The 25,315-nt window shown below is 71.5% G+C and carries 18 protein-coding genes; 9 read left to right on the forward strand and 9 right to left on the reverse strand.

All coding sequences use genetic code 11. The features are described 5' to 3' along the window. The first annotated feature begins 67 nt into the window (after positions 1–67). The 7 genes from ABD733_RS08490 (at position 68) to ABD733_RS08520 (ending at position 12,377) form a co-directional block, all read left to right on the forward strand. Positions 68–1,030 (forward strand): heavy metal-binding domain-containing protein, encoded by a 963-nt coding sequence (locus tag ABD733_RS08490; RefSeq protein WP_344794999.1) that lies wholly within the window; start codon positions 68–70, stop codon positions 1,028–1,030. Between the two features lie 55 nt (positions 1,031–1,085). Beyond that, positions 1,086–1,916, forward strand: a complete 831-nt coding sequence (locus ABD733_RS08495; RefSeq protein ID WP_344795001.1) for a heavy metal-binding domain-containing protein — start codon at positions 1,086–1,088, stop codon at positions 1,914–1,916. Next, positions 1,913–2,740: a hypothetical protein gene (locus ABD733_RS08500; protein WP_344795002.1), complete on the forward strand. Its 828-nt coding sequence runs from the start codon at positions 1,913–1,915 to the stop codon at positions 2,738–2,740. The genes ABD733_RS08495 and ABD733_RS08500 overlap by 4 nt, the downstream gene beginning before the upstream one ends. Before the next feature lie 199 nt (positions 2,741–2,939). Further along, on the forward strand, positions 2,940–8,852 hold the full coding sequence (locus ABD733_RS08505; RefSeq protein ID WP_344795004.1) for an Ig-like domain-containing protein: 5,913 nt from the start codon (positions 2,940–2,942) through the stop codon (positions 8,850–8,852). Positions 8,853–9,029: 177 nt separating this feature from the next. After that, entirely contained in the window at positions 9,030–9,506 is a 477-nt protein-coding gene (locus tag ABD733_RS08510; protein WP_344795006.1) for a MarR family winged helix-turn-helix transcriptional regulator, read from the forward strand. Next, entirely contained in the window at positions 9,506–10,711 is a 1,206-nt protein-coding gene (locus ABD733_RS08515; RefSeq protein ID WP_344795008.1) for a hypothetical protein, read from the forward strand. Before ABD733_RS08510 ends, ABD733_RS08515 begins: the two co-directional genes overlap by 1 nt. 1 nt (position 10,712) lies before the next feature. Continuing rightward, a complete protein-coding gene (locus tag ABD733_RS08520; RefSeq protein WP_344795010.1) occupies positions 10,713–12,377 on the forward strand; it encodes a glycosyltransferase family 2 protein in 1,665 nt (554 codons plus the stop codon). Between the two features lie 169 nt (positions 12,378–12,546). On the opposite strand, the gene ABD733_RS08525 is transcribed toward ABD733_RS08520, so the two are convergent. The 6 genes from ABD733_RS08525 to ABD733_RS08550 form a co-directional block, all read right to left on the reverse strand. Then, positions 12,547–12,834 carry a DUF4190 domain-containing protein gene (locus tag ABD733_RS08525; protein WP_344795012.1) on the reverse strand — a complete coding sequence of 96 codons (288 nt, stop codon included), beginning with the start codon at positions 12,832–12,834 and terminating at the stop codon, positions 12,547–12,549. Between the two features lie 113 nt (positions 12,835–12,947). Then, positions 12,948–13,352 (reverse strand): hypothetical protein, encoded by a 405-nt coding sequence (locus tag ABD733_RS08530; RefSeq protein WP_344795014.1) that lies wholly within the window; start codon positions 13,350–13,352, stop codon positions 12,948–12,950. Between the two features lie 106 nt (positions 13,353–13,458). Next, on the reverse strand, positions 13,459–14,904 hold the full coding sequence (locus tag ABD733_RS08535) for an FGGY-family carbohydrate kinase (protein ID WP_344795016.1): 1,446 nt from the start codon (positions 14,902–14,904) through the stop codon (positions 13,459–13,461). A 2-nt stretch (positions 14,905–14,906) separates the two neighbouring features. Then, complete coding sequence (locus ABD733_RS08540; RefSeq protein WP_344795018.1) at positions 14,907–16,418, reverse strand: FAD-binding oxidoreductase; 1,512 nt, start codon at positions 16,416–16,418, stop codon at positions 14,907–14,909. Between the two features lie 65 nt (positions 16,419–16,483). After that, positions 16,484–17,260, reverse strand: coding sequence for an SDR family oxidoreductase (locus ABD733_RS08545; RefSeq protein ID WP_344795019.1), 777 nt, complete (start codon positions 17,258–17,260; stop codon positions 16,484–16,486). Then, positions 17,209–18,558 (reverse strand): MFS transporter, encoded by a 1,350-nt coding sequence (locus tag ABD733_RS08550; protein WP_344795021.1) that lies wholly within the window; start codon positions 18,556–18,558, stop codon positions 17,209–17,211. Before ABD733_RS08550 ends, ABD733_RS08545 begins: the two co-directional genes overlap by 52 nt. A 97-nt stretch (positions 18,559–18,655) precedes the next feature. On the opposite strand from ABD733_RS08550, the gene ABD733_RS08555 reads away from it, so the two are divergent. Then, positions 18,656–19,711, forward strand: coding sequence for a hypothetical protein (locus ABD733_RS08555; RefSeq protein WP_344795023.1), 1,056 nt, complete (start codon positions 18,656–18,658; stop codon positions 19,709–19,711). On the opposite strand, the gene ABD733_RS08560 is transcribed toward ABD733_RS08555, so the two are convergent. The 3 genes from ABD733_RS08560 to ABD733_RS08570 form a co-directional block, all read right to left on the reverse strand. After that, a complete protein-coding gene (locus ABD733_RS08560) occupies positions 19,708–20,436 on the reverse strand; it encodes a GNAT family N-acetyltransferase (RefSeq protein ID WP_344795025.1) in 729 nt (242 codons plus the stop codon). The genes ABD733_RS08555 and ABD733_RS08560 overlap by 4 nt on opposite strands. After that, positions 20,433–21,551 carry an LLM class flavin-dependent oxidoreductase gene (locus tag ABD733_RS08565; RefSeq protein ID WP_344795027.1) on the reverse strand — a complete coding sequence of 373 codons (1,119 nt, stop codon included), beginning with the start codon at positions 21,549–21,551 and terminating at the stop codon, positions 20,433–20,435. The genes ABD733_RS08560 and ABD733_RS08565 overlap by 4 nt, the downstream gene beginning before the upstream one ends. Positions 21,552–21,655: 104 nt before the next feature. Further along, positions 21,656–22,729 carry an alkene reductase gene (locus tag ABD733_RS08570; protein ID WP_344795029.1) on the reverse strand — a complete coding sequence of 358 codons (1,074 nt, stop codon included), beginning with the start codon at positions 22,727–22,729 and terminating at the stop codon, positions 21,656–21,658. 176 nt (positions 22,730–22,905) lie between these two features. On the opposite strand from ABD733_RS08570, the gene ABD733_RS08575 reads away from it, so the two are divergent. Further along, on the forward strand, positions 22,906–25,284 hold the full coding sequence (locus ABD733_RS08575) for an ATP-binding cassette domain-containing protein (RefSeq protein ID WP_344795031.1): 2,379 nt from the start codon (positions 22,906–22,908) through the stop codon (positions 25,282–25,284). The last annotated feature ends 31 nt before the right edge of the window (positions 25,285–25,315 follow it).

Below are 25,315 nucleotides of genomic sequence, written 5' to 3' on the forward strand. Positions count from 1 at the left end.
CTCGACACCGCCGATGGCCTCGCCGCATCACCTGGTCAGCCGGTGGCGCAGGTGCTTGGATGAGCACGTGGACCAATGGAGGGGCGGGCTCCCCGAGGCAGCGCACGAGCGCGTCGAGCGGCAGCGCGCGAGCGGCACGACGGCATCGCTGTTCTCGGCACCCGCGGCGGCTGCCGCTCAGAGCGCCGGGCTCGCGGCCGTCGGCGAGGTGTTCGGGTCGATCGCCATGAACCTCGGCTGGTCGGGCACCGGCTGCAGCCTGTACGGCACCAGGCCCGGGGGCGGCTTCGGGTCTCTCGGCGGCTTCGGCGGCCAGACCTACCAGACCCCCGTCACGACGACGGGCGGCCACGGCGGGTACGCCGGCTTCGGCCCGTACGTCCAGGCGTTCAAGAACGGCTGGCACACGGCCGTGAACAGGATGCTCGCCGAGGCCCGCCTCCTCGGGGCCGAGGGCGTCGTAGGCGTCCGCGTCGAGCGGCAGCGGATGGACGCCTCCGTCTTCGAGTTCACGGCGATCGGCACCGCCGTCCGCAGCGTCGACACGTCGCTCGTGGCGAGGCCGCGCGTGCAGGGCGAGATCTGGTACGCCGATCTCAGCGTCGAGGACTGCGCGAGCGCGATCCACTCCGGCATGCAGCCCCGCGAGATGGTGCTCGGCATCTCGGTCGCGACCAAGCACGAGGACTGGCAGCTCAAGCAGCAGCGATCCGTCTGGGCCGGCAATCAAGAGATCGACGGCCTCACGCTCCTCATCAACGCGGCCCGGCACGACGCCCGCGACCAGCTGTCCGCCCTCGCCAGGCGCGACGGCATCGCCGACCTCGTCATCACCCAGCAGTTCGTCCGCGAGTTCGAGACGCCCTGCGGCGAGGAGGTCGACCTCCACGCCGAGGCGATCTTCGCCGGCACCGTCCTGGTGCCCGGTCCGATGCACGCGTTCCGCACGAAGAACCGACCAGGATCCGCCTCGGTGACGACGGTGCTGCCGCTCACCGACCCGGGAGTGCGGACGCGCCGGTACTCCTGACCGACGCGTGCCCGCTGATCCTGCGCTCCTCTCCCCTCCCTCGAGAAAGAACCCGATGCCCGACTCCACCGATCTCTCCGCCGTCTCGCTGCCCGTCGACGCCCGAGCGCGCCTCGCCGACGGGAAGGCGCGCCTGTTCACGTCCGACCTCTCGGTGAACGAGTTCCTCCTGGTCCGCCAGGCGGGCTTCCGCCCGGTCGGGCTCGTGCTCGGGTCGAGCGTCTACCACGTCGGCATCCAGGTCGGGAAGTGGTCGAAGAACATGGAGATGGACAAGCTCAGCCAGGCGATGTACCACGCCCGGGAGCTCGCCATGACGCGCATGGAGGCGGAGGCCGACGCCCTCGGGGCCGACGGCATCGTGGGGGTCCGGCTCGAGATCGAGTTCAAGGAGTACGGCAACGACCTCGCCGAGTTCATCGCCATCGGCACCGCCGTCGTCGCCGACGAGGCTCCGCCCGTCGGCACCTGGCGGAACAACAAGAACCTCCCCTTCACCTCCGATCTCTCGGGGCAGGACTTCTGGACGCTGATCCAGTCGGGCTACGCTCCGCAGGGCCTGGTCATGGGCACCTGCGTCTACCACATCGCCCACCGCGGCATGATGGCGTCGATGGGGACCCTCGGCCAGAACGTCGAGATCCCGCAGTACACGGAGGCCCTCTACGACGCGCGCGAACTGGCGATGGGACGCATGCAGGCCGAGGCCGAGCAGCTCGCCGCCGAGGGAGTCGTGGGCGTTCAGCTGCTGTCGCTGCCGCACCGCTGGGGCGGCCACACGACCGAGTTCTTCGCCATCGGCACCGCCGTCCGGTCCCTCCGCGAAGACCACGTCATCGCGACGCCGAGCCTCGTCCTCCCGCTGACCGACGGGCCCTACCGGTGACGGTCAGCCCCCTCCACAGCCCCGCCCCCGACGACCCGCAGGCACTCCTCGCCAGCCTCGTCGAGGGTGTGGCGCGGGCGCTCCCGGACGACGTCGCCGACCGCGTCCTCGAGGTGCAGCGCTCGCGGAGCCTCAGAGACCGCCTCTCCGGCGCGGCCGGCGACATCACGCAGGTGAAGCTCACCAGTCCGAAGGACGCCCTGACCCTCCGCCTCGACGGCAGGCGCCTGGTCGGCGAGTCGGCCTACGTCTCGGGCGGCGTCATCATCTCCCGCAAGACGCTGCCGCTCGGCGACTGGCTCACGGCATTCGCGGGCGAGGTGGCGGCCATCGCCGCCGACGCCGCAGGCGATGCGGCATCGGCGGCCCGGGCGCTCCAGGCGCTCGGCGTGCAGCCGTCCGGCTCCGACCTCCTCGTCGACGAGGCCGACGTCGACCGAGGGCTCCGCCTCCTGCCCGCCCGGCTGGAGCAGCGCGTTCCTCCTGCTGCTGCAGAGAGCGTCGCGCGCATCGTCGACGGCCTCCGCGACACCCTCCCGCGGGTGAAGGGCGACATCGAGGCCGAGGTCCTCGTGAGCCGCACGGCGACCGTCTACCTGCCCGACACGCTCCGCGCCTACGTGGCTCTGCCCGAGGCGTGGGCGCGCTCGCACCGCTTCACCGACGGGTCGACCGCCGAGGACATCCTGGTGGCGCAGCTGGCGACACTCGAGGAGGCCGTGCGCAGGATGCGGGACGCCGCCGTCGAGCAGGACGCCACGGCCCTGCTCGTGAACGGCCGCTTCCTGTCCGACCGGTTCGCCACCTCCGGCCTCGAGCTCTAGCCCGCGAGGCCCTCGGAGACCCGGCACGCTCCTGGCCCCCGAGGGGGCGCCACCCTGAAAGGGACTGGGCGGCGCGGGCGAAAGAACCGAGGATCGTGCCTGAGGTACTCCGGACAGCGGCCAGATCAGTGGCGCGAGGTCGGTGTGGTGGTCTCCCCAGCCGCTCGCTCCCCGGCCTCAGTCATCCCGAGGTGCCACCATGGCCGAACACGCCGCCCCGATCCCCCTGTCCAAGCGCCTGCTCACGTTCGGAGCGCTCGCCACGAGCATCCTGCTGGTCGGCCTCGGTGTGACGCAGGTCACGACGGCCGAGGCGGCGAGCACCGCCCTGTCGTGCGACCAGAACACGCTCTACGCGATCAACAACCAGGGCGCCGTCGAGTCGATCGCCGCCAGCTCGGGCACGGCGACGCCGATCACGCAGTCGTTCAGCCCCGCCAACAACGCCCTGGCGATCTCGCAGAACGGCACCTTCGCCTACGCGACGGTCAATGCGACGGCGGCCAACCCGAACGGCACCCTCACCCGGTACGACCCCTCGAACAACACGACGACGGCGATCACGGGCGTGACCGTCCCCGCGACCACGTACCGGGGTGCCGTCGACCCCTCGACCGGCATCTACTACTACGCGCAGGGCAACACGAAGACGGCGGCCGTGTACGCCTACGACCCGGCGGGCGGCGGGCGCGCCATCGGCCAGGTCGGCTACCTCGACTTCGCCCAGGCCAGCACCGGCGACTTCGCGTTCAGCACGACGGGCGTGCTGTACGCGGTCTCGGGCAACCAGGTCGTGCGCGTCAACGGGAAGCTCCCGACGACGGCGGGGACGACCGAGTTCACCACGACGGAGATCGCCGCCCTCGGCTCGGTCACGACGAGCCCCGGCATCGCCTTCTCGACCAACGGCTACCTCTACGTCGCAGTCAACGGCACCATCGTCCAGATCAACCCGAGCTCGGGCGCGACCGTCGGCACTCCCCGCACCATCGCCGACGGGAGCGGCAACACCTTCACCCCCACCGACCTGGCGAGCTGCAACTACGCCGACAGCATCTCCGCGAAGACCAGCGTCAACGAGCGCTGGCGGTCCACCGACCAGTTCTCGCTGGCGATCACCGGCAACGGCCTCTCGTACGGCAACACGGCGACGACCTCCGGCACGGCGACCGGCACCCAGGCGGCGACCGCAGGATCGAACCTCGTCGTCCCGACGTCCCCGTACACGGTGACCCAGTCCGCCGCCAACGGCACGAACCTCTCCGACTACAGCACCACGTGGTCGTGCGACACGACCACCGGCAGGAATCTCGGCTCGGGAACAGGGCAGGTCGCGACGGTCAACCTCCCGACCGACTCCGACAACGACGTCTCCTGCCTCTTCACGAACACGCTGATCTCCAAGCACGTGACGGCGGCCGACGACTCCTACTCGACCCCGACCGACAGGCAGCTCACGGTGGCGTCCCCGGGCGTCAAGGGCAACGACGCGGGCACCGGGATCACCATCACCGGGCACACCGATCCTGCGAACGGCACCCTCACCGGCTTCGACTCGACGACCGGCGCCTTCACCTACACGCCGAACAGCGGCTTCGCCGGCGAGGACACCTTCACGTACACCGAGCAGGACTCCTCGGGCCAGACGGTCAGCCCGACCGTGACCATCTACGTCGGCCCGACCGCCGTCGCCGACACCGGCACCGTCGCGACCGGCGGCACCGTCACGGCGACGGCCGCCGACGGCGTCCTCGCGAACGACAGGGGCTCGAAGCTGACGGCCTCCAACGCCTCGAGCCCGGCGCACGGCACGGTCGACCTCCGAGCAGACGGCTCGTACACCTACACCTCGACCGACTCCTTCTCGGGACAGGACACCTGGACCTACGACGTCACCGACGCCGGCCGCAACACGTCCACCGGCACGGTCACCATGACCATCACGCCGCGGGCCGTCGCCGACACGCTCGCCCCGACGACGGCCGGAACCGCAACCACCTCGCCGGCATCGTCCGCCGTCGGCAACGACGTCGGCACCACGCTGACCCTCGACGGCGTCTCGCCGACGTCGACGCAGGGCGGCACCGTCACGACGAACGACGACAAGACCTCGTTCACCTACGTGCCGGCCGACGGCTTCTCGGGCACCGACACCTTCGGCTACACCGTGAAGGACGCCACGGGCGGCATCGGAGCGGGCACCGAGACGATCGTCGTCACCCCGGTGGCGAAGGACGACACCCTGCCGGCGATCGCCCATGGCGCCGTCACCACGATCGACGTCTCCGACCTGCTCCGGAACGACCTCGGATCGAACCTGCGGGTGACCGGCGTCGACCGGCCGACGAACGGCCAGGCGACCCTCAGCGACGACGGGTCGACGGTGACCTTCACCCCCGACGACGGCTTCTCAGGATCCGCGGGCTTCACCTACCAGGTGACCGACGGCGTCAGCAGCACCGCGGCCACCGCCACCATCCCCGTCAAGCCGGCTCCCGGCACCCACCAGACGACCGCCACCTCCGGCGAGATGGACGTCGTCGCAGCGAAGGACGGGCTCCTCGTCGGAGCGAAGGGAACCGACCTGTCGGTGAGCGACCCGACGACGCCCCAGCACGGCACGGTCACGGTGACCTCCGACGGCGGTTACACCTACACGCCGGACGCCGCCTACTCGGGTCCGGACGCCTTCTCGTACACAGTGACCGACGGATCCGGCGACACCTCGACCGGGACCGTCACCATCACCGTCCTGCCGAAGGCCCACGACGACTCGCTCCGGGCGACCGACGCGGGCGCCCCGGTCACGGTCGCCTCCTCGGCGCTGCTCGGCAACGACAACGGGCTGTCCCTGTCGATCGCGAGCGTCGGCGACGTGGCCGGCGGTCACGCCGCGCTGAACCAGGACGGCACCGTCACCTTCACCCCGGCCGCGGGCTTCTCCGGACCGGCGAGCTTCACGTACACGGCCACCGACGGCACCAACCCGTCGACCGCCACCGTGTCGCTCAGCGTCAAGCCGGTCGCTGCGGCCGACATCCTGCCCTCGACACCGGTGACGGAGTCGGAGACCGTCCCGGCCGCCGTCCTCCTCGCGAACGACAAGGGCAGCGGGCTGAGCATCGTCTCGGTCGGCTCGCCCTCCGTCGGCGGCGTCCTGCTGAACACCACGGACGGCTCGATCACCTACACGCCGCAGCCCGGCTTCTCCGGCATCTTCTCCTTCGACTACACCGTCCAGGACGCCACGAACCAGCAGGACACGGCGACAGCCTCGATCCGCGTCACCCCCGATGCCGGAACGCTCTCGACGACGGCCACCGCAGGACTCGCCGACAGCGTGGACAGTGCGCACGGCCTGCTCTCGAACGCGACCGGCTCCGGCCTCCAGGCGACCCTCGACACCGCGCCCGGTCACACCGCCGCGCACGGCGCGGTGACCCTCGGCTCCGGCGGCGCCTTCGTGTACACGCCCACCGCCGGCTTCTCGGGCCGCGACTCGTTCGACTACGTCGTCACCGACGCCTCCGGCGGCACCGGCATCGGGACGGTCTCCGTGACCGTCCTGCCCAAGGCGCTCGCCGACACGGTGCAGGTGCAGGCGGGCGGCACGGCAAAGGTCACCGCGGCCGCGCTCCTCGCGAACGACCGCGGCACCGGGCTCGAGGTCACCTCGGTCACCGCACCCGCCCACGGCGATCTGGCGTCGAACAGCGACGGCTCGTACTCCTACACGCCCGTCGACGGGTTCTCCGGCTCCGACTCCTTCGGCTACACCGTCACCGACGCAGCCGGCTCGACGAGCTCGGCGACCGTCACCGTGACCGTCGCGGTCACGGCCGTTGCCGATTCCGGCTCCACGACGGCCGGGCGCGCCCTCACCGTCGCGGCCTCAGGCGGTGTCCTCGCGAACGACACGGGCACGCGTCTGAAGGCGACCGTCGCCGCGCCGCCGAGGCACGGCGTCCTGACCCTGGCCTCGGACGGCTCGTACTCATACACGCCAGACGCCGGCTACTCGGGCCCCGACTCGTTCACCTACACGGCGACGGACACCAGCGGCCAGACCGCGACGGCCACGGTGAAGCTGGCGATCCTGCCGTCCGCGCCGAACGGCACCGCCCGCGGCCTCGCCGGCTCGGTCACGCACATCGACGCACCGGGCGTCCTCGGCCGCTCGGTCGGCACCGGACTGGCGGTGACCGCCGTCGCAGGATCGTCCGCACCCGGCACCCCCGTCACACTCTCGGACGGCAACACCGTGACGATCGCGGCCGACGGCACCTTCGACTTCGCTGCCGCCGCCGGGTTCTCGGGCCCCGAGACCATCACCTACACCGTGACCGACGCGTCGGGTCAGACCGCGACCGGACAGGTGACCGTCACCGTCGCCCCCCGCGCGCTCGACGACGCGTTCACCACGCCCTCCAGGACGGCGCTGCCGATCACGGCCGCTCAGCTCACCGGCAACGACCTCGGGGTCGGTCTGACCGTCACCGCGGTGACCCCGGCCGCGTCCGGCTCGGGCTCCGTCTCGACGCTCGCCCACGGCACGCTCGCCAGGCAGAGCGACGGGTCGTTCGTCTACACGCCGACCGCCCGCTTCTCGGGCACCGACTCGTTCGCGTACACGATCACCGACTCGTTCCACGGCACCTCGACCGCGACGGCGACGATCCTCGTCGGCGACCTCGCGGCGGACTACACGGACACGGTCCTCTCGGGGACGCCCAGGAGCGTCTCCGCGGACGACGGCCTCCTCTCGAATGCGTCGGGAACGGGCCTCGTACCCAGGATCGACCGCACCGTGCAGCACGGCTCGCTGCTCGTGCGGCCCGACGGCTCGTACACCTACACGCCCGCCGACGGGTTCTCGGGGACCGACACCTTCACCTACACGGTGACCGATCACGCCGGCCAGATCAGCACGGGCCTCGTGACCCTGACCGTCGCGCCGACCGCGACCGACGACGCAGCCACCGTGGCCGCAGGATCGGAGCTCACACTGAAGAGCCCGGGCGTGCTCGGCAACGACTCGGGCTCGGCGCTGCTCGTGACGGCCGTCGGCACCCCGACCGCGGGCGGCACGGTCGCCATCACCGGTCACGGGACGCTCGACTACACGCCGAAGCCCGGCTTCTCGGGCGTCGAGACCGTCCCGTACACGATCACCGACCAGGACGGCCAGACCGCCCACGCGACGGTCACGATCACGGTGCGGCCGCGAGCGGTCGCCGATGCGGGTCAGACCGTCGCGGGCCACGCTCTCAGGGTCACCGCCACCCGCGGACTCCTGGCGAACGACCAGGGCACCACGCTCCGGGCCGCGCTGCAGACCGCGCCGAAGCACGGGACCGTCACGGTCCGGCCCGACGGCTCGTACGTCTACACGCCGACCGCGGGCTTCTCCGGACGCGACACGTTCACGTACTCGATCACCGACGCGGCGGGCACCACGACCACCGCGGTCGCGACCATCGACGTCCTCGCCGCCGCCGAGGCCGCGAGCGACACCGCGAGCGGTGAGCCGGGCCGGAGGGTGAGCATCTCGCCGCTCCGCAACGACACGGCCTCGGCAGGCGCGAACCTCGACCCGTCGACCGTGCAGCTGCTCGATCCTGCGACCGGTGCGCCGACCGACTCGTTCACCGTGCCCGGCAAGGGGACCTTCGCGGTGAAGAGCGGCGTCGTGACCTTCACGCCGAAGGGCCGCTTCATCGGCACCGCCTCCATCGGCTACCAGGTCTCCGACTCGGACGACGTGCTCGTCGCGTCCACCATCACGGTCACCTACCCGAAGGCGCCCGCGGCCGGCACCGGCACCACCGGCGGGACGTCCGGCGGCTCGAGTGGCGGCTCCAGTGGATCAGGCGGCTCCGGCGGCTCGGCCGGCGGAGGCCCGGCATCCGGCGGGTCCGCCATGGCGACGCCGACTCCGGCGGCACCCGTCTCGGTCGCCGGGACGATCGCAGGATCGCTCGCCTTCACCGGAAGCCAGGGGGTGTCGGGGATCGTCCTGATCGGCTTCGGCATCCTGATGATGGGACTCGCGCTGGTGCTGTTCCGCCGCTTCCGCCGCCCGGAGCCCGGGCCGCGGCGGACGGGGGCGTGATCCTGCGCTGACCTGACGACCCCGCTCACGCGCCGGCCGGTCGGGGGCCTCCCGCCGAGGCCCCCGATCTGGGACCCCTCTCTCTGGGGATGTCGCTCGATCATCGAGCTTTCTTATGCTGTGACTATCGACCCGTCTTCCGATCGGGCCGCCGTCACGAGAGAGAGCCCCCGAGAGATGAGCACCGGCAGCACGAGCACCCCGACAGCCACCGCCGTCGCCGTGCCGGACGAGGTCAGCATGAAGCACCTGCTCGTCTCGTTCGCGCGCCTGCAGGGTCAGAACCACCGCCTCACCGCCCGGCTCGCGCGGCGCCACCGGATCGGGGAGACCGACCTGCGGACGCTCCTCATCCTGCGGATCCTCGGCGGCACCACCCTCGGCCACCTCGGGCGACTCCTCGACCAGACTGCCGGATCGATCACGCCCCTCGTCGACCGCCTCGAGAAGGCCGGCCTCGCAGCCCGCGAGGCCCACCCGACCGACCGGCGCCGCGTGAACGTCGCGCTGACCGCGAAAGGCGGCGCCGCGGTCGAAGACGCCTGGAACGTCTATCGCAGGATCTTCGCCCGGGTGGTCGCTCCCGACGAGGTCCAGCGGCTCGCCGGCATCTTCCTCGAGCTGTCCGCCTCGATCGAGGAGGACGCCGCCTGATGGTCGCCATCCCGGGAGTCCGCTTCGGCGGCGGACGGCACGAGGCGGCGCGGAACGCACCGCTCAGCCCGGCCCGGGTGCGGCTCGAGGCGTTCCCGAACCGGGCCTCGGCGCGGTGGATCCTGCGTCTCGCGCTCTCCGTCCCGTTCGTCCTGGTGGCACTCGTCGAGCGCCTGTCGCCCGGCCTCGCGACCGGGACGACCGTCAACGAGGACCTCGTCGCCCGCGTCGCCGCCATCGACTGGACCCGCGCCGACGTCGCCTGGGTCGGCGAGCTCTACCCGCCGATCAGCACGGTCCTCGGGGCCGTGATCCCCGGAGGCGCGTTCGGCCTCGGGCTCGTCGGCGCGCTCCTCGCGGGGCCGTTCCTGCAGCAGATGATCCAGGTGATGCACCAGCGGCGCTTCCACCCGGCGAAGATCACCGTCTTCATGATCGCGCTCGGCGGCAACCCGCTCTTCGCCGCGATGGTGACGACGAACTTCGAGGCGTTCCTCGGGATCGCCTTCTTCGGCATCGGTGCGATCAACATGGTGCGGTTCATCGTCAACCGCAACACACAGGCGGGCTTCCGCGCCGGCATCCTCTTCATGCTGACTGCGCTCAGCAGCGCCAGCGGCCTCGTGTTCGTGGTCGTCGCCGGCCTCACGGCGCCGCTCCTCACGCTGGCCCGTCGCGGCCAGAAGGGCGCCCGCGGGTCGAACATCCTCGTCGTGCTCTTCCCGACGCTGTCGACCTTCGCGACCGTCGCGTTCCTCCAGCTGGTGTTCCTCCACACGCCGTTCCTCATCCTCACCCAGCAGTTCGTCTACGACCCGGCGCGCTGGGCGATCGTCCCGAGCTTCGTCACCACCCTCAACGGGTTCCTGCTCGTCGCGCCGATGCTGTCCGGATGGGCGCTGGCGCTCCTGGTCCGCCGACCCGGCGCGATCCTGATCTCGACGCTGCTGTTCGCCGCCCTGCTGATCGGCTACGTGTTCGACCTCATCCCGGCCAACTCCGCGGGGAACACCTTCCTCATCATGACCATGATGGGGATCGCGATCCTGCCCGCCGCCAACACGACCCGGTCGAGCATCCTGATCACCGTCGTGGCCGGCGCCCAGATCGTCATCGCCTGGGCGGCCGCGTTCAACCGGCCCATCGTCGTCGACTGGATGCACTCCGTCGCGGTCGGCGCCTCGGCGATCCTCGGAGGTCACTGACATGGCGACGACGCAGCCCCTCGCGCTCACCGACTTCGACCTCCTGCTGGTCAGGAGGGCCTCCGGTCAGCGGTACCTGGCCGAGGACTGGCTGCCGGTGCGCCGCCTCGACGACGGCACGATCCTGGTCGCCACCTCCGAGCGGGCCGACGACGCGGCCCTCGGCGACGCCCTCGAGGAGGAGCTCCGCGCACCGGTGACCTTCGTGTCGGTCAGCGCGTGGGACCTCAAGAACACGGTCGTGCAGCTGTTCGACGAGAAGGTCGCCGAGGACGCCGCGAACGCGCTCTTCTCGCGGAACCCGGAGCTCTCGGGGCGCGTCGTGTTCTCGCGGGCGCAGAAGGTCTCGGGGCTGGTCGCCGGCGTCGTGCTCGTCGCTCTGCTCGTCGTCTGGCCGCGCGAGGTCGTCGTCGGACTGCTCGCCCTCGTGAGCCTGGTGTTCTTGGCGGGCACGGGATTCAAGTTCGTCATCGCGCTCCGCGGTGCTCAGTTCGACGTCGTCGAGCGGATCACCCCGACGGAGGTCGCCGCGCTGACCGACGAGGAGCTGCCCGTCTACACGGTCCTGGTGCCGGTCTTCCGCGAGGCGAACATCGTCGCGCAGCTGATCGACAACCTCGGCGGCCTCGACTACCCGGTCGACAAGCTCGAGGTGCTGATCCTGATCGAGGCGGAGGACGACGACACCCGCCGCGCCATCGAGAGCGCCGACCCGCCGGCGCACTTCCACATCGTCACCGTGCCCCGGGGCGCCCCGCAGACCAAGCCGCGCGCCTGCAACGTCGGCCTCTACCTCGCCACCGGCGAGTTCCTCGTCATCTACGACGCCGAGGACACACCCGACCCCGACCAGCTCAAGAAGGCGCTGATCGCGTTCCAGCGCGGAGGCCCCGACACCGCCTGCGTCCAGGCGGCGCTCAACTACTTCAACGCGACGGAGAACGTCCTGACCAGGATGTTCACGCTCGAGTACTCCTACTGGTTCGACTACATGCTCGCCGGGCTCGACCACGCGAACCTGCCGATCCCGCTGGGCGGCACGTCGAACCACTTCCGGACCGAGGCCCTCATCGAGCTCGGCGGCTGGGACCCGTACAACGTCACCGAGGACGCCGACCTCGGCATCCGCGCCGCCGCCATCGGCTACCGCGTCGGCGTGATCAACTCCACGACGATGGAGGAGGCGAACACGTCCGTCCCGAACTTCATCCGGCAGCGGTCACGCTGGATCAAGGGCTACATGCAGACGACGCTCGTGCACGCCCGGCGCCCCGCGGCCCTCATCCGCGAGATCGGCTTCGTGCGCTTCCTGAGCTTCGCGCTGCTCATCGGCGGGACGCCCGCGACGTTCCTGGGCGTGATCCCGTTCTACCTGGTGACCGCCGCGTCGCTGGCGATCCCGAGCGACGTCATCGGGCGGGTTTTCCCGGCCTGGGTGCTCTGGATCTGCCTGTTCAACTTCCTGATCGGCAACGGGATCATGGTCTACCTGTCGATGATGGGCCCGTTCAAGCGGGGCACGTTCAACCTGATCCTGTGGTCGCTGCTCAACCCTGTCTACTGGATCCTGCACTCCGTCGCGGCCTACAAGGGCCTGTGGCAGCTGCTCACCCGGCCGCACTACTGGGAGAAGACCGAGCACGGGCTGACGCAGCACAGCGGCTGACTCTCGTCGGTGCGCCCCCCGCCCCGCCCCGCCCCCCGTGCCCCGCGCTCCGCCCTCCGCCCCCCGCCCCCCGCAACGGTCAGACCCTCGCGATCGGCTGTCGCGGTGGTCCTAGGACCACCGTCGCGGCCGATCGCGAGGGTCTGAGGGGGTGGTGGTGCGGGACGCGCTAGTAGGTCGTGCCGACCTGGTTCGCCGCGGCCGAGAAGACCACGATCGAGATCACGATGGCGATGATGAGCGAGAGAGCGCTGATGATGACGCCCGCCAGGGCGAGACCGCGACCGCGCTCGCCGGTGCGCTTGATCTGGGTGAGAGCGATGATGCTCACGATCAGACCGGCGAGGCTGAAGACGAACGCCAGGACGAACCCGACGATCGCGAGGACACTGTAGCGGTCGGAGGCCCCGACCGGGGCGTTCGGGTTGCCGTAGGGCTGGGGTGCTGAGTAGGTCACGAGTGCTGGCCTTTCGTCGGAGTTCGAGTTGATCGGGTCGAGTTGCTCGCCAACCGTACCGACCCGGGGAGGCCCGGCGGGAGTGGCTGGCGAGACGAGACGCCGTCGGATGCCTAGCGGCGGCGGAAGTAGCCGTTCGCTCCGCCGACGAACATGAGGATCGTGGCGACGATCACGGCGACGCCGCCGATCCAGCCGAACGCGTTTCCGCCGCTGGCAGCGCCGACGCCCACGCCGATGATCTGCAGGATCGCGAGGATCAGCAGGACGATGCGGGCCCAGTTGCGACCGTCGCGCATCTTGAAGACGATGATGACCTCGACGACGGCCAGGACGAACGCGAAGATCGCTCCGGTGACGAGCGGTGCGGTGCCGACGCTGCTGGCGGCGCTGCTGCTGCCGCCGCCCGAGACGAGGTTGATGATCCCCGACAGGATGTTCGCGAGGACGACGACCAGCCAGATGATGAACGAGACCGTGACCGTCGTGGGACGGCCGGATGCGGTGGTGCTGCTCATGAGAAACCCTTTCGCTGCGGCCCCGATGGCCGGATGGTCGCCACGATATTCGCGCGCTGCGAGCAGCCCTCAGGTGTCTGAGTATTCGGGGTACACCCAGGCCGGTTCAGGATGACGCCGTCCCGGCCGAGCCGAGAGCCGCGAGCCGCTCGTACAGCGGGTCGGTCGCCTCGGTGATCGATCCGTGCAGGGCGCCGAGGTCGGCGTAGACGGCGGCGGTCGACGGGTCGGGCTCGAAGCGGTCGCGCCGGTGGACCATGGCCGCGACTGCCGCGCCCAGCGACGGGTGCACACCGGTGGCGGCGGCCGCGCAGACGGCGGCGCCTCGTCCGGCCGCGCTCTCGCCGACGACCCGCTCCGTCGGCAGGCCGACGACGTCGGCCAGGATCTGCATCATCAGGTCGGACGACGATCCGCCGCCCGACACGACGACCCGGTCGTACTCGACCCCGACCTCGGCCGCCATGGCGAGCGTCGCCCGTCTCATCGTGAAGGCGATCCCCTCGAGGAGGGAGCGGTAGACGTGCGCTCGGCCGTGCCAACCGTCGAAGCCGAGGATGCTGCCACGGCGGTGGGGCGACCCGGTCGGGGCCAGCCAGTCGAGGACGCTGAGGAGGCCGCCCGATCCTGCGGGGACGCGTTCGGCCTCGCGGTTCAGGACCTCCTCGAGGCGCGTGCCCTCTGCCGCCGCAGCCGCGGCAGCGGCCTCGCCGAGGAGGTCGCGGAACCAGCTGATGGTCCACATGCCTCGGCGGATGCCGGCGCTCTCGTAGAGGAAGACGCCCGGCTCGCTGGCGAAGTTGCACCAGTACGCGGTCGGTGCGGCTGCGCGCTGATCGCCGACCGACATCGCCGCGATGTAGGTGCCCAGCGAGATGAGGAGCGTCCGCGGGTCGGTGAGACCGCAGCCGAGCGCCTCCACCGCCTTGTCGTTCGCCGTCGCCACCACGGGGAGCCCGACCGGCAGCCCCGTCGCGGCGGCCGCCTCGGCCGTGACCTCCCCGAGGATCTCGCCCGGCAGCACGAGCTCGGAGAGCTGCTCCCGCCGGAGGCCCGTCGCGGTGTAGGCCGTCTCGTCCGGAGACCAGTCCCAGGCGTCGTGGTCGATCGGCCACACGCCCTGGTACTGCGCGGCGGTGTCGCGGAACCGGCCGGTCAGGCGGTGGGTGATGTAGCCGGACGAGGTCGTGACGCGCGCGGCGTCGCCTCCCTCCGCCTCGAACGGGCGGCCCACGCGCGGGTCCATCCAGCTGAGCACGGGCCCGGCGAGCGACCCGTCGGCTCGGAGCGACGCGCGGCAGAAGCGGATGGTGCAGAGCCCGACGCCGGTGATCGACCGGGGATCGTGCGGGAACGCCGCCATCGCCATCCTGCACGCTGCCGCGATCGACTCCCAGAGGTCGTCGCCCGGGTGCTCGACCGCCCCCGGCGTCGGGCTCACCGTCGGTCGCAGCGCCACCCGCCCCTCGGAGACCACGGCGCCGAGCTCGTCGAACACGGTGACCTTCGAGCTCTGCGAGCCGCTGTCGATCCCGACCACGTAGCGGGGCACGGTCAGACCAGGGCCGCGGTCGTGCCGGCCGCCTCGGCCGCGGGCTGGATCGCGCCGGGCACGGGGAAGACCGTGCCGCGGTTCATGATCCCGTTCGGGTCGAAGGCCGTCTTCAGCGCTTCGAGGACCGGGTACGCGGTGCCGTGCTCGACCGCTGTCCAGGGGGTGCGGTACTTGCCGATGCCGTGGTGGTGGACCATCGACCCGCCGTGCCTCAGCGCCTCCTCGACGATGATGGCGTTGAGCGGCACGTGGTACTTCTCGATCTCCTCCTCCGGTGAGCAGTCGATCGCGTAGTCGTAGACGAAGTAGAGGTTCGTGCCGGTCTGGTAGCTGTGCGACGAGTGGCCGCCGAGCAGGGTGAGGTCGTTCGCGTGCGGGTACTCGTCGCGGATGCGGCGCAGGACGGCGTCGTACACGTCGACGACCGCCGACCAGTCGGCCGAGATCTCGGTGGTGTAGCCGAGGCGGCCGGTCTCGAGCATGTCGGTCTTCTCGGCGTCGATCTTGTCCTGGCCCCAGTTGAGGTCGTCGAACCACGCCTCGATGAGCGCAGGATCGACGCTCTCGTGCTCGTGCCCGGCGAGGACCCGGCGGATCTCGGCACTCGTCGCCTCGACGATCCCGCGCGGGCCCTCCGCCACGAACACCACGACGCACCTGCCGTCGGAGAAGTGCGAGAAGTGCTGGGCGGCGTCCTCCGGCGAGTACAGGCGGGCGACCGACGGGCGGAAGCCGTTGACGACCACCTCGCGCAGGATCGCGACGCCCGTCTCCATGTCGTCGACGAGCGCCCCGTGGAACTCGTTGTTCTCGGGCTGGTGCACGAACACCTTGACGGTCACCTCCGTGATCACGCACAGAGCGCCCTCGTTGCCGATGACGACGTGGCGGATGTCGGGGCCGGCGGCGCGTCGGGGCACGCTCTTGATCCTGCGCACGTGGCCTCCCGGGAACACCGCCTCGAGGCCCGTGACCATGTCCTCGATCGCGCCGTAGAGCGTCGAGAACTGGCCGATCGACCGGGTCGCGACGAGCCCGCCGTACTGGGCGAGGGGCTTCGACTGCGGCGAGTGGCCGGTGGTGAGGCCCTGCTCGCGGAGGGCGTCCTCGAGGTCCTGGAGCGGCACGCCCGCCTGGACGGTCGCCTGCATGTTCTCGCGGTCGATGCGGACGATCCGGTCGAGCCGGGAGCAGTCGAGCACGATCGTGTCGGCGACGCTCGTCTCGAGGCCGCCCTCGGTGCCCGTCCGGCCGGAGCGGGGCACGACGTTGACGAGCTCGTCGTCGGCGAAGCGCAGGATCGCGGAGACGTCGGCGGTGGACTCGGCGTACGCGATCGCCACCGGCCGCGGCGCGTCGAAGATGCCGTGGACCGACTGGTACTTCTTGAAGCGGTCGACGCTGGCCTCGTCGAGCGCCTCGGGGGTGGTGTCGACCTTCGACGGGCCGAGGAGGGCGAGGAGGCCGGCGAGGACTCCGGACCGGTCGAGGGGGGAGCGGGATTCGAGCATGGGCAGGCCTTTCGTGGGTGGCGCAGGGGGAGGGGAGAACGGGACGTGCAGGTGCGTGCGCCTGCTCAGCGCACGAGGTACCCGCCGTCGACGGTCAGCGTGTGGCCATTGACGTAGTCGGAGGCGCGGGAGGCGAGGAACACCGTCGCGCCCATGAGGTCGGCGACGTCGCCCCAGCGGCCGGCGGGGATGTGGTCGAGGACGCGCTGGTTCGTGGCCGGGTCGGAGCGGGTCTGCTCGGTGATCGCCGTGGCGAAGTAGCCCGGCGCGATCGCGTTCACCTGGACGCCGTGCCCGGCGAGCTCGTCGCAGTACGCCTTGGTGAAGCCGACGATGCCGTGCTTCGTGGCGGCGTAAGCAGGCGACCACTGCCCGCCCAGGAACGCGAACAGCGACGCGATGTTGATGATCTTGCCGGAGCCCTGGGCCGTGAAGTGCCGCGAGACGGCGTGGCCGAGGGCGAACGGGGCGGTGAGGTTGACGGCGACCATCGGGTCCCACTGGGGTCGGCCGAAGTCGGCGACGGGGGCGAGCGTGCAGATCCCGGCGGAGTTCACGAGCACGTCGATCCGGCCGACCCGGTCGAGGCAGGCGTCGATGACGGCCTCGGGCGCTGCGGCGTCGGTGAGGTCGATCTCGAGGAACTCGTAGCGGCGGCCCTCGGCCTCGACCAGCCGTCGCGTGACGCCGTCGTCGTCGGCGACGCTCGGGACGAAGACGTCGGCGCCGGCCTTGGCGAGGGCGACGGTGAACGCCTGCCCGAGGCCGGAGTTGCCGCCGGTGACGACGGCTACGCGCCCGTCGAGCGAGAAGAGGTCGAGGGAGAAGTCGCTGATGTCCATGAGGGCCTTTCGGTGGTGGATGCGGTGGAGGCCGTGGAGGCCGAGGGGAGAGTGCCGGGGCGCCGCGACTGGCGAAGGGTGAGGGTCGTCAGGACGAAGCCGACGACGGCCGCGCCGATGAGGAACGCGAAGAGGGCCGTGAACCCGCCGCCCTGCTCGGCCACGCCGTTCGCAGGATCGCCGACCCACCACGCCCCGACGGACGGCAGGAACGCGTCGGGCAGATAGGCCAGCCCGGAGGCGAGGCCGATGACGCCTCCGCGCTGCACGGCCGGGACGCCGACCTCGCCGACCGTCGCCCAGTAGACGCCGCGCGCCGAGAAGACGGCGAAGCAGAGGACGATCGTGATCGCGAACGCGACTCCGATCAGGGCGGGACGGTGCGGCAGCAGGAGGAAGGCGAGGGCGGCGGCGCCCGCCACGACGAACATCAGCCGGATGTAGCGCGGCGTCGAGCGGGTCGCCTTGTCGGCCAGGATGCCGCCGACCGGCCCCGCCACGAACTGGAACACGTAGGTGCGGATCACGCCGATGACGCCGACCGCCGCCGCGGCGACCCCGAACCCGTTCTGCAGGAGAGGCGTGAGGTAGCCGAGGAGCGTGTAGAAGCAGTACATCGCCATGATCGTTCCGCCGATGAGCCAGGTGTACCGGTTGCGGGCGGCCGAGAGGAGCTCGCCGAGCGTGACGGTCTGGCGGGCGGCCGCCTGGCGCTCGGCCTCGTCCTGTCGCACGAGCACCGCGACGAGCACGGCGAAGACGAAGCACAGGACGCCGAACAGCCGCATCAGCGTGAGGACGCCGTCGGAGGCGACGACGGCGGCCGCCACGACGGCGGAGCCGACGAACCCGACGACGGTCGACGCGAGCCCGCGCGTGCCCTCGAGGAACCCGAAGAGGCGGCCCTGCTGGTCGGGGCTGCCGAGCATGCCGATCGACTTGACGAGCGCCGACCAGTAGAGGCCCATGCCGAACACCGCGAAGAGGACGTGGGCGACGACGATGCCGGCGACGCCCGGGACGGTGGCCAGGTAGAGGTCGACGGCGCCGGTTCCGACGAGGGCGACCACGATGAGCCGCTTGGGGGAGAACCGGTCGGCGAACCAGCCCCCGACGAAGTACATGACGACGGCGACCGCCCCGAAGACGGACGTCACGTTGCCGTACTCCTGGATCGAGATGTCGAGGGCGCGCGCCGTGTCGCCGAGGTAGACGAAGCGGATGTAGGCGACCTGGAAGACGACACCGCCCGTGAGAGACAGGACGAGGAACGCGACCGTGCGGCGGGAGGTGCTCAAAAACCACTCCTTCGTGGTGAGTCGTGCGATATGTGGATGTTGCGCTTAACGTATCGCATTCCGACCGCTCCGCCAGACGCGGTGCGAGACTGGGCCCATGGAGACCACCGCTGCTCACCCGCGATCCGGCACGGCCCCGATCGTGCTCGGGCCGAACCAGCCGCTCGCCCGCCCCTACCGCGGCGGCGCCGGCATCGCCCGGTTCCGCGGGCTGCCGCACATCGACGACTTCACGCCGGAGGACTTCGTCGGGTCGACGACCGAGGTCCACGCCGGAGGCGGGGTCGGGCTGACGAGGCTCCCCGACGGAGTGCTGCTGCGCGACGCGATCCTGCAGGATCCGGTGGCCTACCTCGGCGAGGAGCACGTGAGGCGGTTCGGCGCCGACCCGCTGCTGCTGCTCAAGCTGCTCGACACCGGAGAGCGCCTGTTCGTGCACTACCACCCGGACGACGCCTTCGCTGCTGCCCGCCTGCGGGCTCCGCGCGGCAAGACCGAGGCCTGGATCGTCACGGCGGTGGCCGACGGCGTCGAGGGCCACGCCGACCTGGGCTTCAGCCGCGACGTGAGCGAGGAGGAGGTCGAGCACTGGTTCCGCGAGCAGGACGTCCCCGATCTGCTGGGGGCGATGAACCGGGTGCCGCTCGGGGTCGGCGACACCCTGCTCGTGCCCGCCGGTCTGGCGCACGCCATCGGCGCAGGGGTGACGCTGGTGGAGCTCCAGCAGCCGAGCGACCTGTCGATCCTGCTCGAGTTCGAGGGCTTCCCGGCGCTCGACCGCTCCTCCGCCCTGCTCGGCCTGCCGGAGGAGGTCGCCCTGTCAGGCCTGCACCGGGGCGCGATCGATGCCGAGCGCCTCGCCGTGCTGGGGGCCGGCCGCGAGACCGACGACGACGGGCGTCAGCGCCTCTTCCCCGCCGAAGCCGACCCGTTCTTCCGCGCCGAGCGGCTCCACCTCTCGGGCGACCTGCGCCTGGCCGCCGGGTTCTCGCTGCTCGTCGTCGAGCGCGGGGCCGGCAGGATCGCGTGGCGAGACGGGTCGATCGACGTCGCCGCCGGTGCCACCCTCCTGGTCCCGCACGGCGCGGGCGACGTCGTCCTCTCCGGCGACGCCGCCGTCCTCCGCGCGCTGCCGCCGCTCCCCGTCGGCTAGGCCGCGCTGCGCGCCCGGATGACGGCCACCTCGAAGTCGCGCCGCGGCACGAAGCCGATCGCCTCGTAGAGGCCCCGGGCAGGGTTGCCCGTCGCCACGTGGAGGAACGCGCGCTCGCCGCCCTGCCGGATGCCGCGCACGACGTCCAGTACGAGCTCCCGGGCGTAGCCGCGGCCGCGGTAGCGCGGATCGGTGCAGACGGCGCTGACCTCGACCCAGCCGGTCGGGTTCAGGCGCCGACCGGCGAGAGCCACGAGAGTGTCGCCGTCGAAGACACCGCGGTAGCCGCCGAACTCGATCGTGTCGTCGAGGAACGGGCCCGGCTGCGTCTCGGCCGTCAGCCGCAGCATCTCGGGGACGTCCGCGCGGGTGAGTGCGCGCGTCCGTCTCTGCGCCTCGACGGCGTGCGGGTCGACGTCGTCGTCGGTCAGCTGGGTGAGGGTCAGCGTGGCGAGGCGCTCCCAGTCGTCCGGCACGGCGAAGCCGGGGACGACGAACATGGCGGCCGACTCGTCACCGGCGATCGCGCGGAGGGCGCTCCAGCTCTCGGCGCTGGGGGCGAGGCCGACCGAGGCGAACGGGGCGACCGAGGGGCGGAAGCGCGCGGCGGACGCGGAGCCGGAACCGGACCCGGACGCGGAAGCGGAAGCGGAATCGTGCACCGCCAGGTGGGCCTGATTCCCCCGGAGCGCCGACCCGATCGCGTCGTCGAGGACGTGCGTCACGCGGTCACGCCCCAGGCCTCGGCCAGCAGCTCGTACGACCGGACCCGGTCGGCGTGCGCGTGCGTGGAGGTCGTGAGGAGGATCTCGTCCGCGCCGGTGACGCGCTGCAGCGTCTCGAGGCGCTCCACCACCCGCGCAGGATCGCCCACGAACCTCGTGGCGACGCGATCCTGCACCTGCGCCTGCTCGGCGGGGGTGAGCGGCACCGCGTCGTCCGGCGCCGGGTACTCGATCGTCCCGTTCCCGGCCCGCACCGACAGCACCCAGCGGTCGAAGCCCCGGCCGATGCGCTCGGCCTCCGCCTCGGTGTCGGCGACGAGGACGTCGGCCGACACGATGACCCGGGGCTCGGCGATCCTGCCGGGCCGGAAGGCGGCGCGGTAGGCGGCCACCGCATCGAGGACCGACCACGGGGTCGTGTGGTAGTTCGCTCCGAACGGGAGGCCGAGGCGGCCGGCTACGCGGGCGCTCTCGCCGCCGCTCGAGCCGTGCACCCAGACCGCCGCGCCGCTGCCGACGGCGGGCAGGACCGGCACCGGGTCGCCCTCGGCGTCGGTGAACGTGCCGTCGAGCTGGCGCAGGATCGTCGTCACCCCGTCTTCGAAGGCCGTCTCGGGCCTCCGGAGCACGAGCTCGGCCAGAAGCCCGAAGCGTCCGCGCCGGGGATCGCCGGCGACCGGCGACGGCAGCAGGAGCCCGTCGACGGTGGACGCCGGCGGCGGTGTCGGCCGCTCGACGGCCGGGGAGCCCGGGGCCGGGGGCGGCGGGGGAGTCAGGGTGCGGCCCAGACCGAGGTCCATCCGGCCGTCGTAGAGCGTCGCGACCAGCCCGGCGGCCTCGGCGATCTGCAGCGGCGCCCACTGCCCGAGGAGCGTGGCCGCCGTGCCGAGGCGGATCGTGCGCGTCGCTCCGGCCAGGACGGCGCAGAAGGCGAGCGACGCCGATCCTGCGTTCCCGGGGTTGAGGTGGTGCTCGGCGAGCCAGTAGCGGGAGTAGCCGAGAGCCTCGGCCCGCTGGGCCAGGTCGATGCTGTTGCGGAGGGCCTCGCGACTGTCGGAGCCGCTCGACACCGGCACGAGATCGAGCACGGAGAGGGGGACGCGCGTGTCGCTCATGCTCTCGATGCTCGCAGGATCGTGCGGCACGCGTGACGGCGCCCGTCACATTCGGTCACCGGGTGGCCGTCTGCGGCGGACGCCGTCACGTCGCTGCTCGGGTGCTACGCGCTCAGGCGCGGGTAGTCGGTGTAGCCCTCGGCGGACGAGCCGTAGAGCGTGCTCGGGTCGAGCTCGTTCTCGGGGTGGCCGCCCTCCCAGCGCTCGACGAGGTCGGGGTTCGCGATGATGGCGCGTCCGACCGCGACGGCGTCGGCGTGACCGTCGGCGATGAAGGCGATCGCCTCGTCGCGCGTCGTGATGTGGCCGAAGCCGCTGTTGGCGATGAAGCCGCCGCCGAAGCGGGTGCGGAGGCTCTGCACGAACTCGCCCGCCGGGTCGGAGTGCAGGATGCTCAGGTACGACATGCCGAGGGGCGCGAGAGCGTCGACCAGGATCTCGTAGGTCGCGCGGGTCTCGTCGGCGTCGGTCTCGAGGGCGTCCTGGATGTTGTGCGACGGCGAGAGGCGGATGCCGACGCGGCCGGCACCGATCTCGGCGGCCACGGCCTGGACGACCTCGATGACGAAGCGCGCGCGGCGCTCGGGCGACCCGCCGTACTCGTCGGTGCGCTGGTTCGAGGCCGGGGAGAGGAACTGGTGGAGGAGGTAGCCGTTCGCCGAGTGGATCTCGACGCCGTCGAGCCCGGCGCGGACGGCGCGGCGCGACGCCTCGACGAACTCGTCGCGGACGGTGGCGAGCTCGTCGGTGCTGAGCTCGTGCGGCACCGGGAACGGCTTCTTGCCGCTCGGCACGTGCACCTCGCCCTGGATCGCGATCGCGCTCGGGGCGACGATGCGGTCGGTGCCGGTGATGTCGGTGTGCGAGACGCGCCCGCCGTTCATGACCTGCATCATGATCTTGCCGCCGGCGCGGTGGACGCCCTCGGCCACGCGCTTCCAGCCGGCCTCCTGCTCGTCGTCGACGATGCCCGGCTGGCCCGGGTAGGAGCGCGACTCGCGGCTCGGGTAGGTGCCCTCCGTGATGATGAGGCCGGCGCTCGCCCGCTGCGTGTAGTGCTCGACGTTGAGGTCGTTGGGCACGCCCGAGTCGCCGGAGCGGGTGCGGGTGAGCGGAGCCATGACGAGGCGGTTGGCGAGTTCGACGTCGCCGAGGGTGACCGGGCTGAAGAGATCCACGGGGTCCTTTCGAGTGAGGGGCAAGTACGACACCACACAACCCCCGACCTCCGACATCCCTTCCCGCACCCAGGGCTTTGTCAGAAGAGGCCCCCGGCCTGTGGAGAACCGTTTGCCCGCCGCCGCCACGTGCGCCAGGATCAGACCCACCACCGGGCCAGAAGTGAGGAGCGACCATGGCTGACGCCGATTCGCACGACACCATCCGCGTCCACGGCGCGCGCGTCAACAACCTCCGGTCCATCAGCATCGAGATCCCGAAGCGGCGGCTGACCGTGTTCACCGGGGTCTCCGGCTCCGGCAAGAGCTCCCTCGTGTTCGGCACGATCGCCGCCGAGTCGCAGCGCATGATCAACGAGACCTACAGCGCGTTCGTCCAGGGCTTCATGCCGAGCCTCGCCCGGCCCGACGTCGACGTCCTGGAGGGGCTCACGACGGCGATCATCGTCGACCAGCAGCGGCTCGGCGCCGATCCGCGGTCCACGGTCGGCACCGCGACCGACGCCAACGCGATGCTCCGCATCCTGTTCAGCCGCCTCGGCATGCCGTTCATCGGGCCGCCGAACGCCTTCTCGTTCAACGTCGCGTCGGTCACGGCGAGCGGCGCGATCACGGTGCAGCGGGGCATCGAGAAGGCGAAGGCCGAGAAGCGCACCTTCACCCGGCTCGGGGGCATGTGCCCGCGCTGCGAGGGCCGCGGCTCGGTCTCCGACATCGACCTGACCCAGCTCTACGACGACTCGAAGTCGATCTCCGACGGGGCGATCACCGTGCCGGGCTACACCGGCGACGGCTGGATGGTGCGGATCATCGAGGGCTCGGGGTTCTTCCCGCCCGACCGCCCGATCCGCGAGTTCACCGAGCAGCAGCTCGACGACTTCCTCCACCACGAGCCCGTGAAGGTCAAGGTCAACGGGGTGAACCTCACGTTCGAGGGTCTCGTGCTCCGGGTGCAGAAGTCGATCCTGTCGAAAGACCGCGACGCGATGCAGCCGCACATCCGCGCCTTCGTCGACCGGGCCGTCACGTTCACCGCGTGCCCCGACTGCGGCGGCTCGCGCCTCAGCGAGCTCGCCCGGTCGTCGCGGATCGCCGGCGTGAGCATCGCCGAGGCCTGCGCGCTCCAGATCAGCGACCTCGCCGCCTGGGTGGCCGGGCTCGACGAGCCGACGGTCCGGCCGCTCCTCGACTCCCTGCGCGACACCCTCGACTCGTTCGTCGAGATCGGCCTCGGCTACCTGTCGCTCGACCGGGCCAGCGGCACGCTCTCCGGCGGCGAGGCCCAGCGGGTCAAGATGATCCGCCACCTCGGGTCGTCGCTCACCGACGTCACCTACGTCTTCGACGAGCCGACGACCGGCCTCCACCCGCACGACATCCAGCGGATGAACGGCCTGCTGCTCCGCCTCCGCGACAAGGGCAACACGGTCCTGGTGGTCGAGCACAAGCCCGAGACGATCCTGATCGCCGACCACGTCGTCGACCTGGGCCCGGGCGCAGGATCGAACGGCGGCACCGTCTGCTTCGAGGGCTCGGTCGACGAGCTCCGCGCGAGCGACACCATCACGGGCCGGCACTTCGACGACCGTGCCGCCCTCAAGGCGACCGTCCGCACGCCGACCGGCAGCCTCGCCATCCGAGGGGCCACCGCCCACAACCTGCAGGAGGTCGACGTCGACGTCCCGCTCGGAGTGCTCACCGTCGTCACCGGAGTCGCGGGCTCCGGCAAGAGCTCGCTCGTCCACGGGTCGATCCCCCCAGGGGCCGGGGTGGTGTCGATCGACCAGAGCGCCATCAAGGGGTCGCGGCGCAGCAACCCGGCGACCTACACCGGGCTCCTCGAGCCGGTCCGCAAGGCCTTCGCTAAGGCGAACGGCGTCTCGCCCGCCCTCTTCAGCGCCAACTCCGAGGGAGCGTGCCCCACCTGCAACGGAGCCGGGGTGATCGACACCGACCTCGGGATGATGGCCGGGGTCGCGACCCCCTGCGAGGACTGCGAGGGCAGGCGGTTCGACGCCTCGGTCCTCGAGTACCGCTTCGGCGGCCTCGACATCAGCGAGGTGCTCGCCCTCTCGGCGGCCGAGGCGGAGGCCTTCTTCGGGTCGGGAGAGGCGCGCGTCCCGGCCGCGCACACGATCCTGCGCCGCCTCGTCGACACCGGGCTCGGCTACCTCACCATCGGGCAGCCCCTCACGACGCTCTCGGGCGGCGAGCGGCAGCGCCTCCGACTAGCGATGCACCTCGGCGAGAAGGGCTCGATCTTCGTGCTCGACGAACCGACCACCGGGCTGCATCTGGCTGACGTCGAGCAGCTGCTCGCCCTGCTCGACCGGCTCGTCGACTCCGGCATGTCGGTGATCGTCGTCGAGCACCACCAGGCGGTCATGGCGCACGCCGACCACCTGATCGACCTCGGGCCCGGCGCCGGGCACGACGGCGGGCGCGTGGTCTTCCAGGGCAGCCCGTCCGCTCTCGTCGAGGCCCGGTCCACGCTGACCGGCGAGCACCTGGCCGCGTACGTGGGCGCGCGGCCTGCCGGAGCGGCGGCATCCTGACGGGCGACGCGCCCCGCTGAGTAGCCTCGGG

It is taken from the genome of Frondihabitans peucedani (assembly GCF_039537585.1).
GTDB lineage: Bacteria > Actinomycetota > Actinomycetes > Actinomycetales > Microbacteriaceae > Frondihabitans > Frondihabitans peucedani.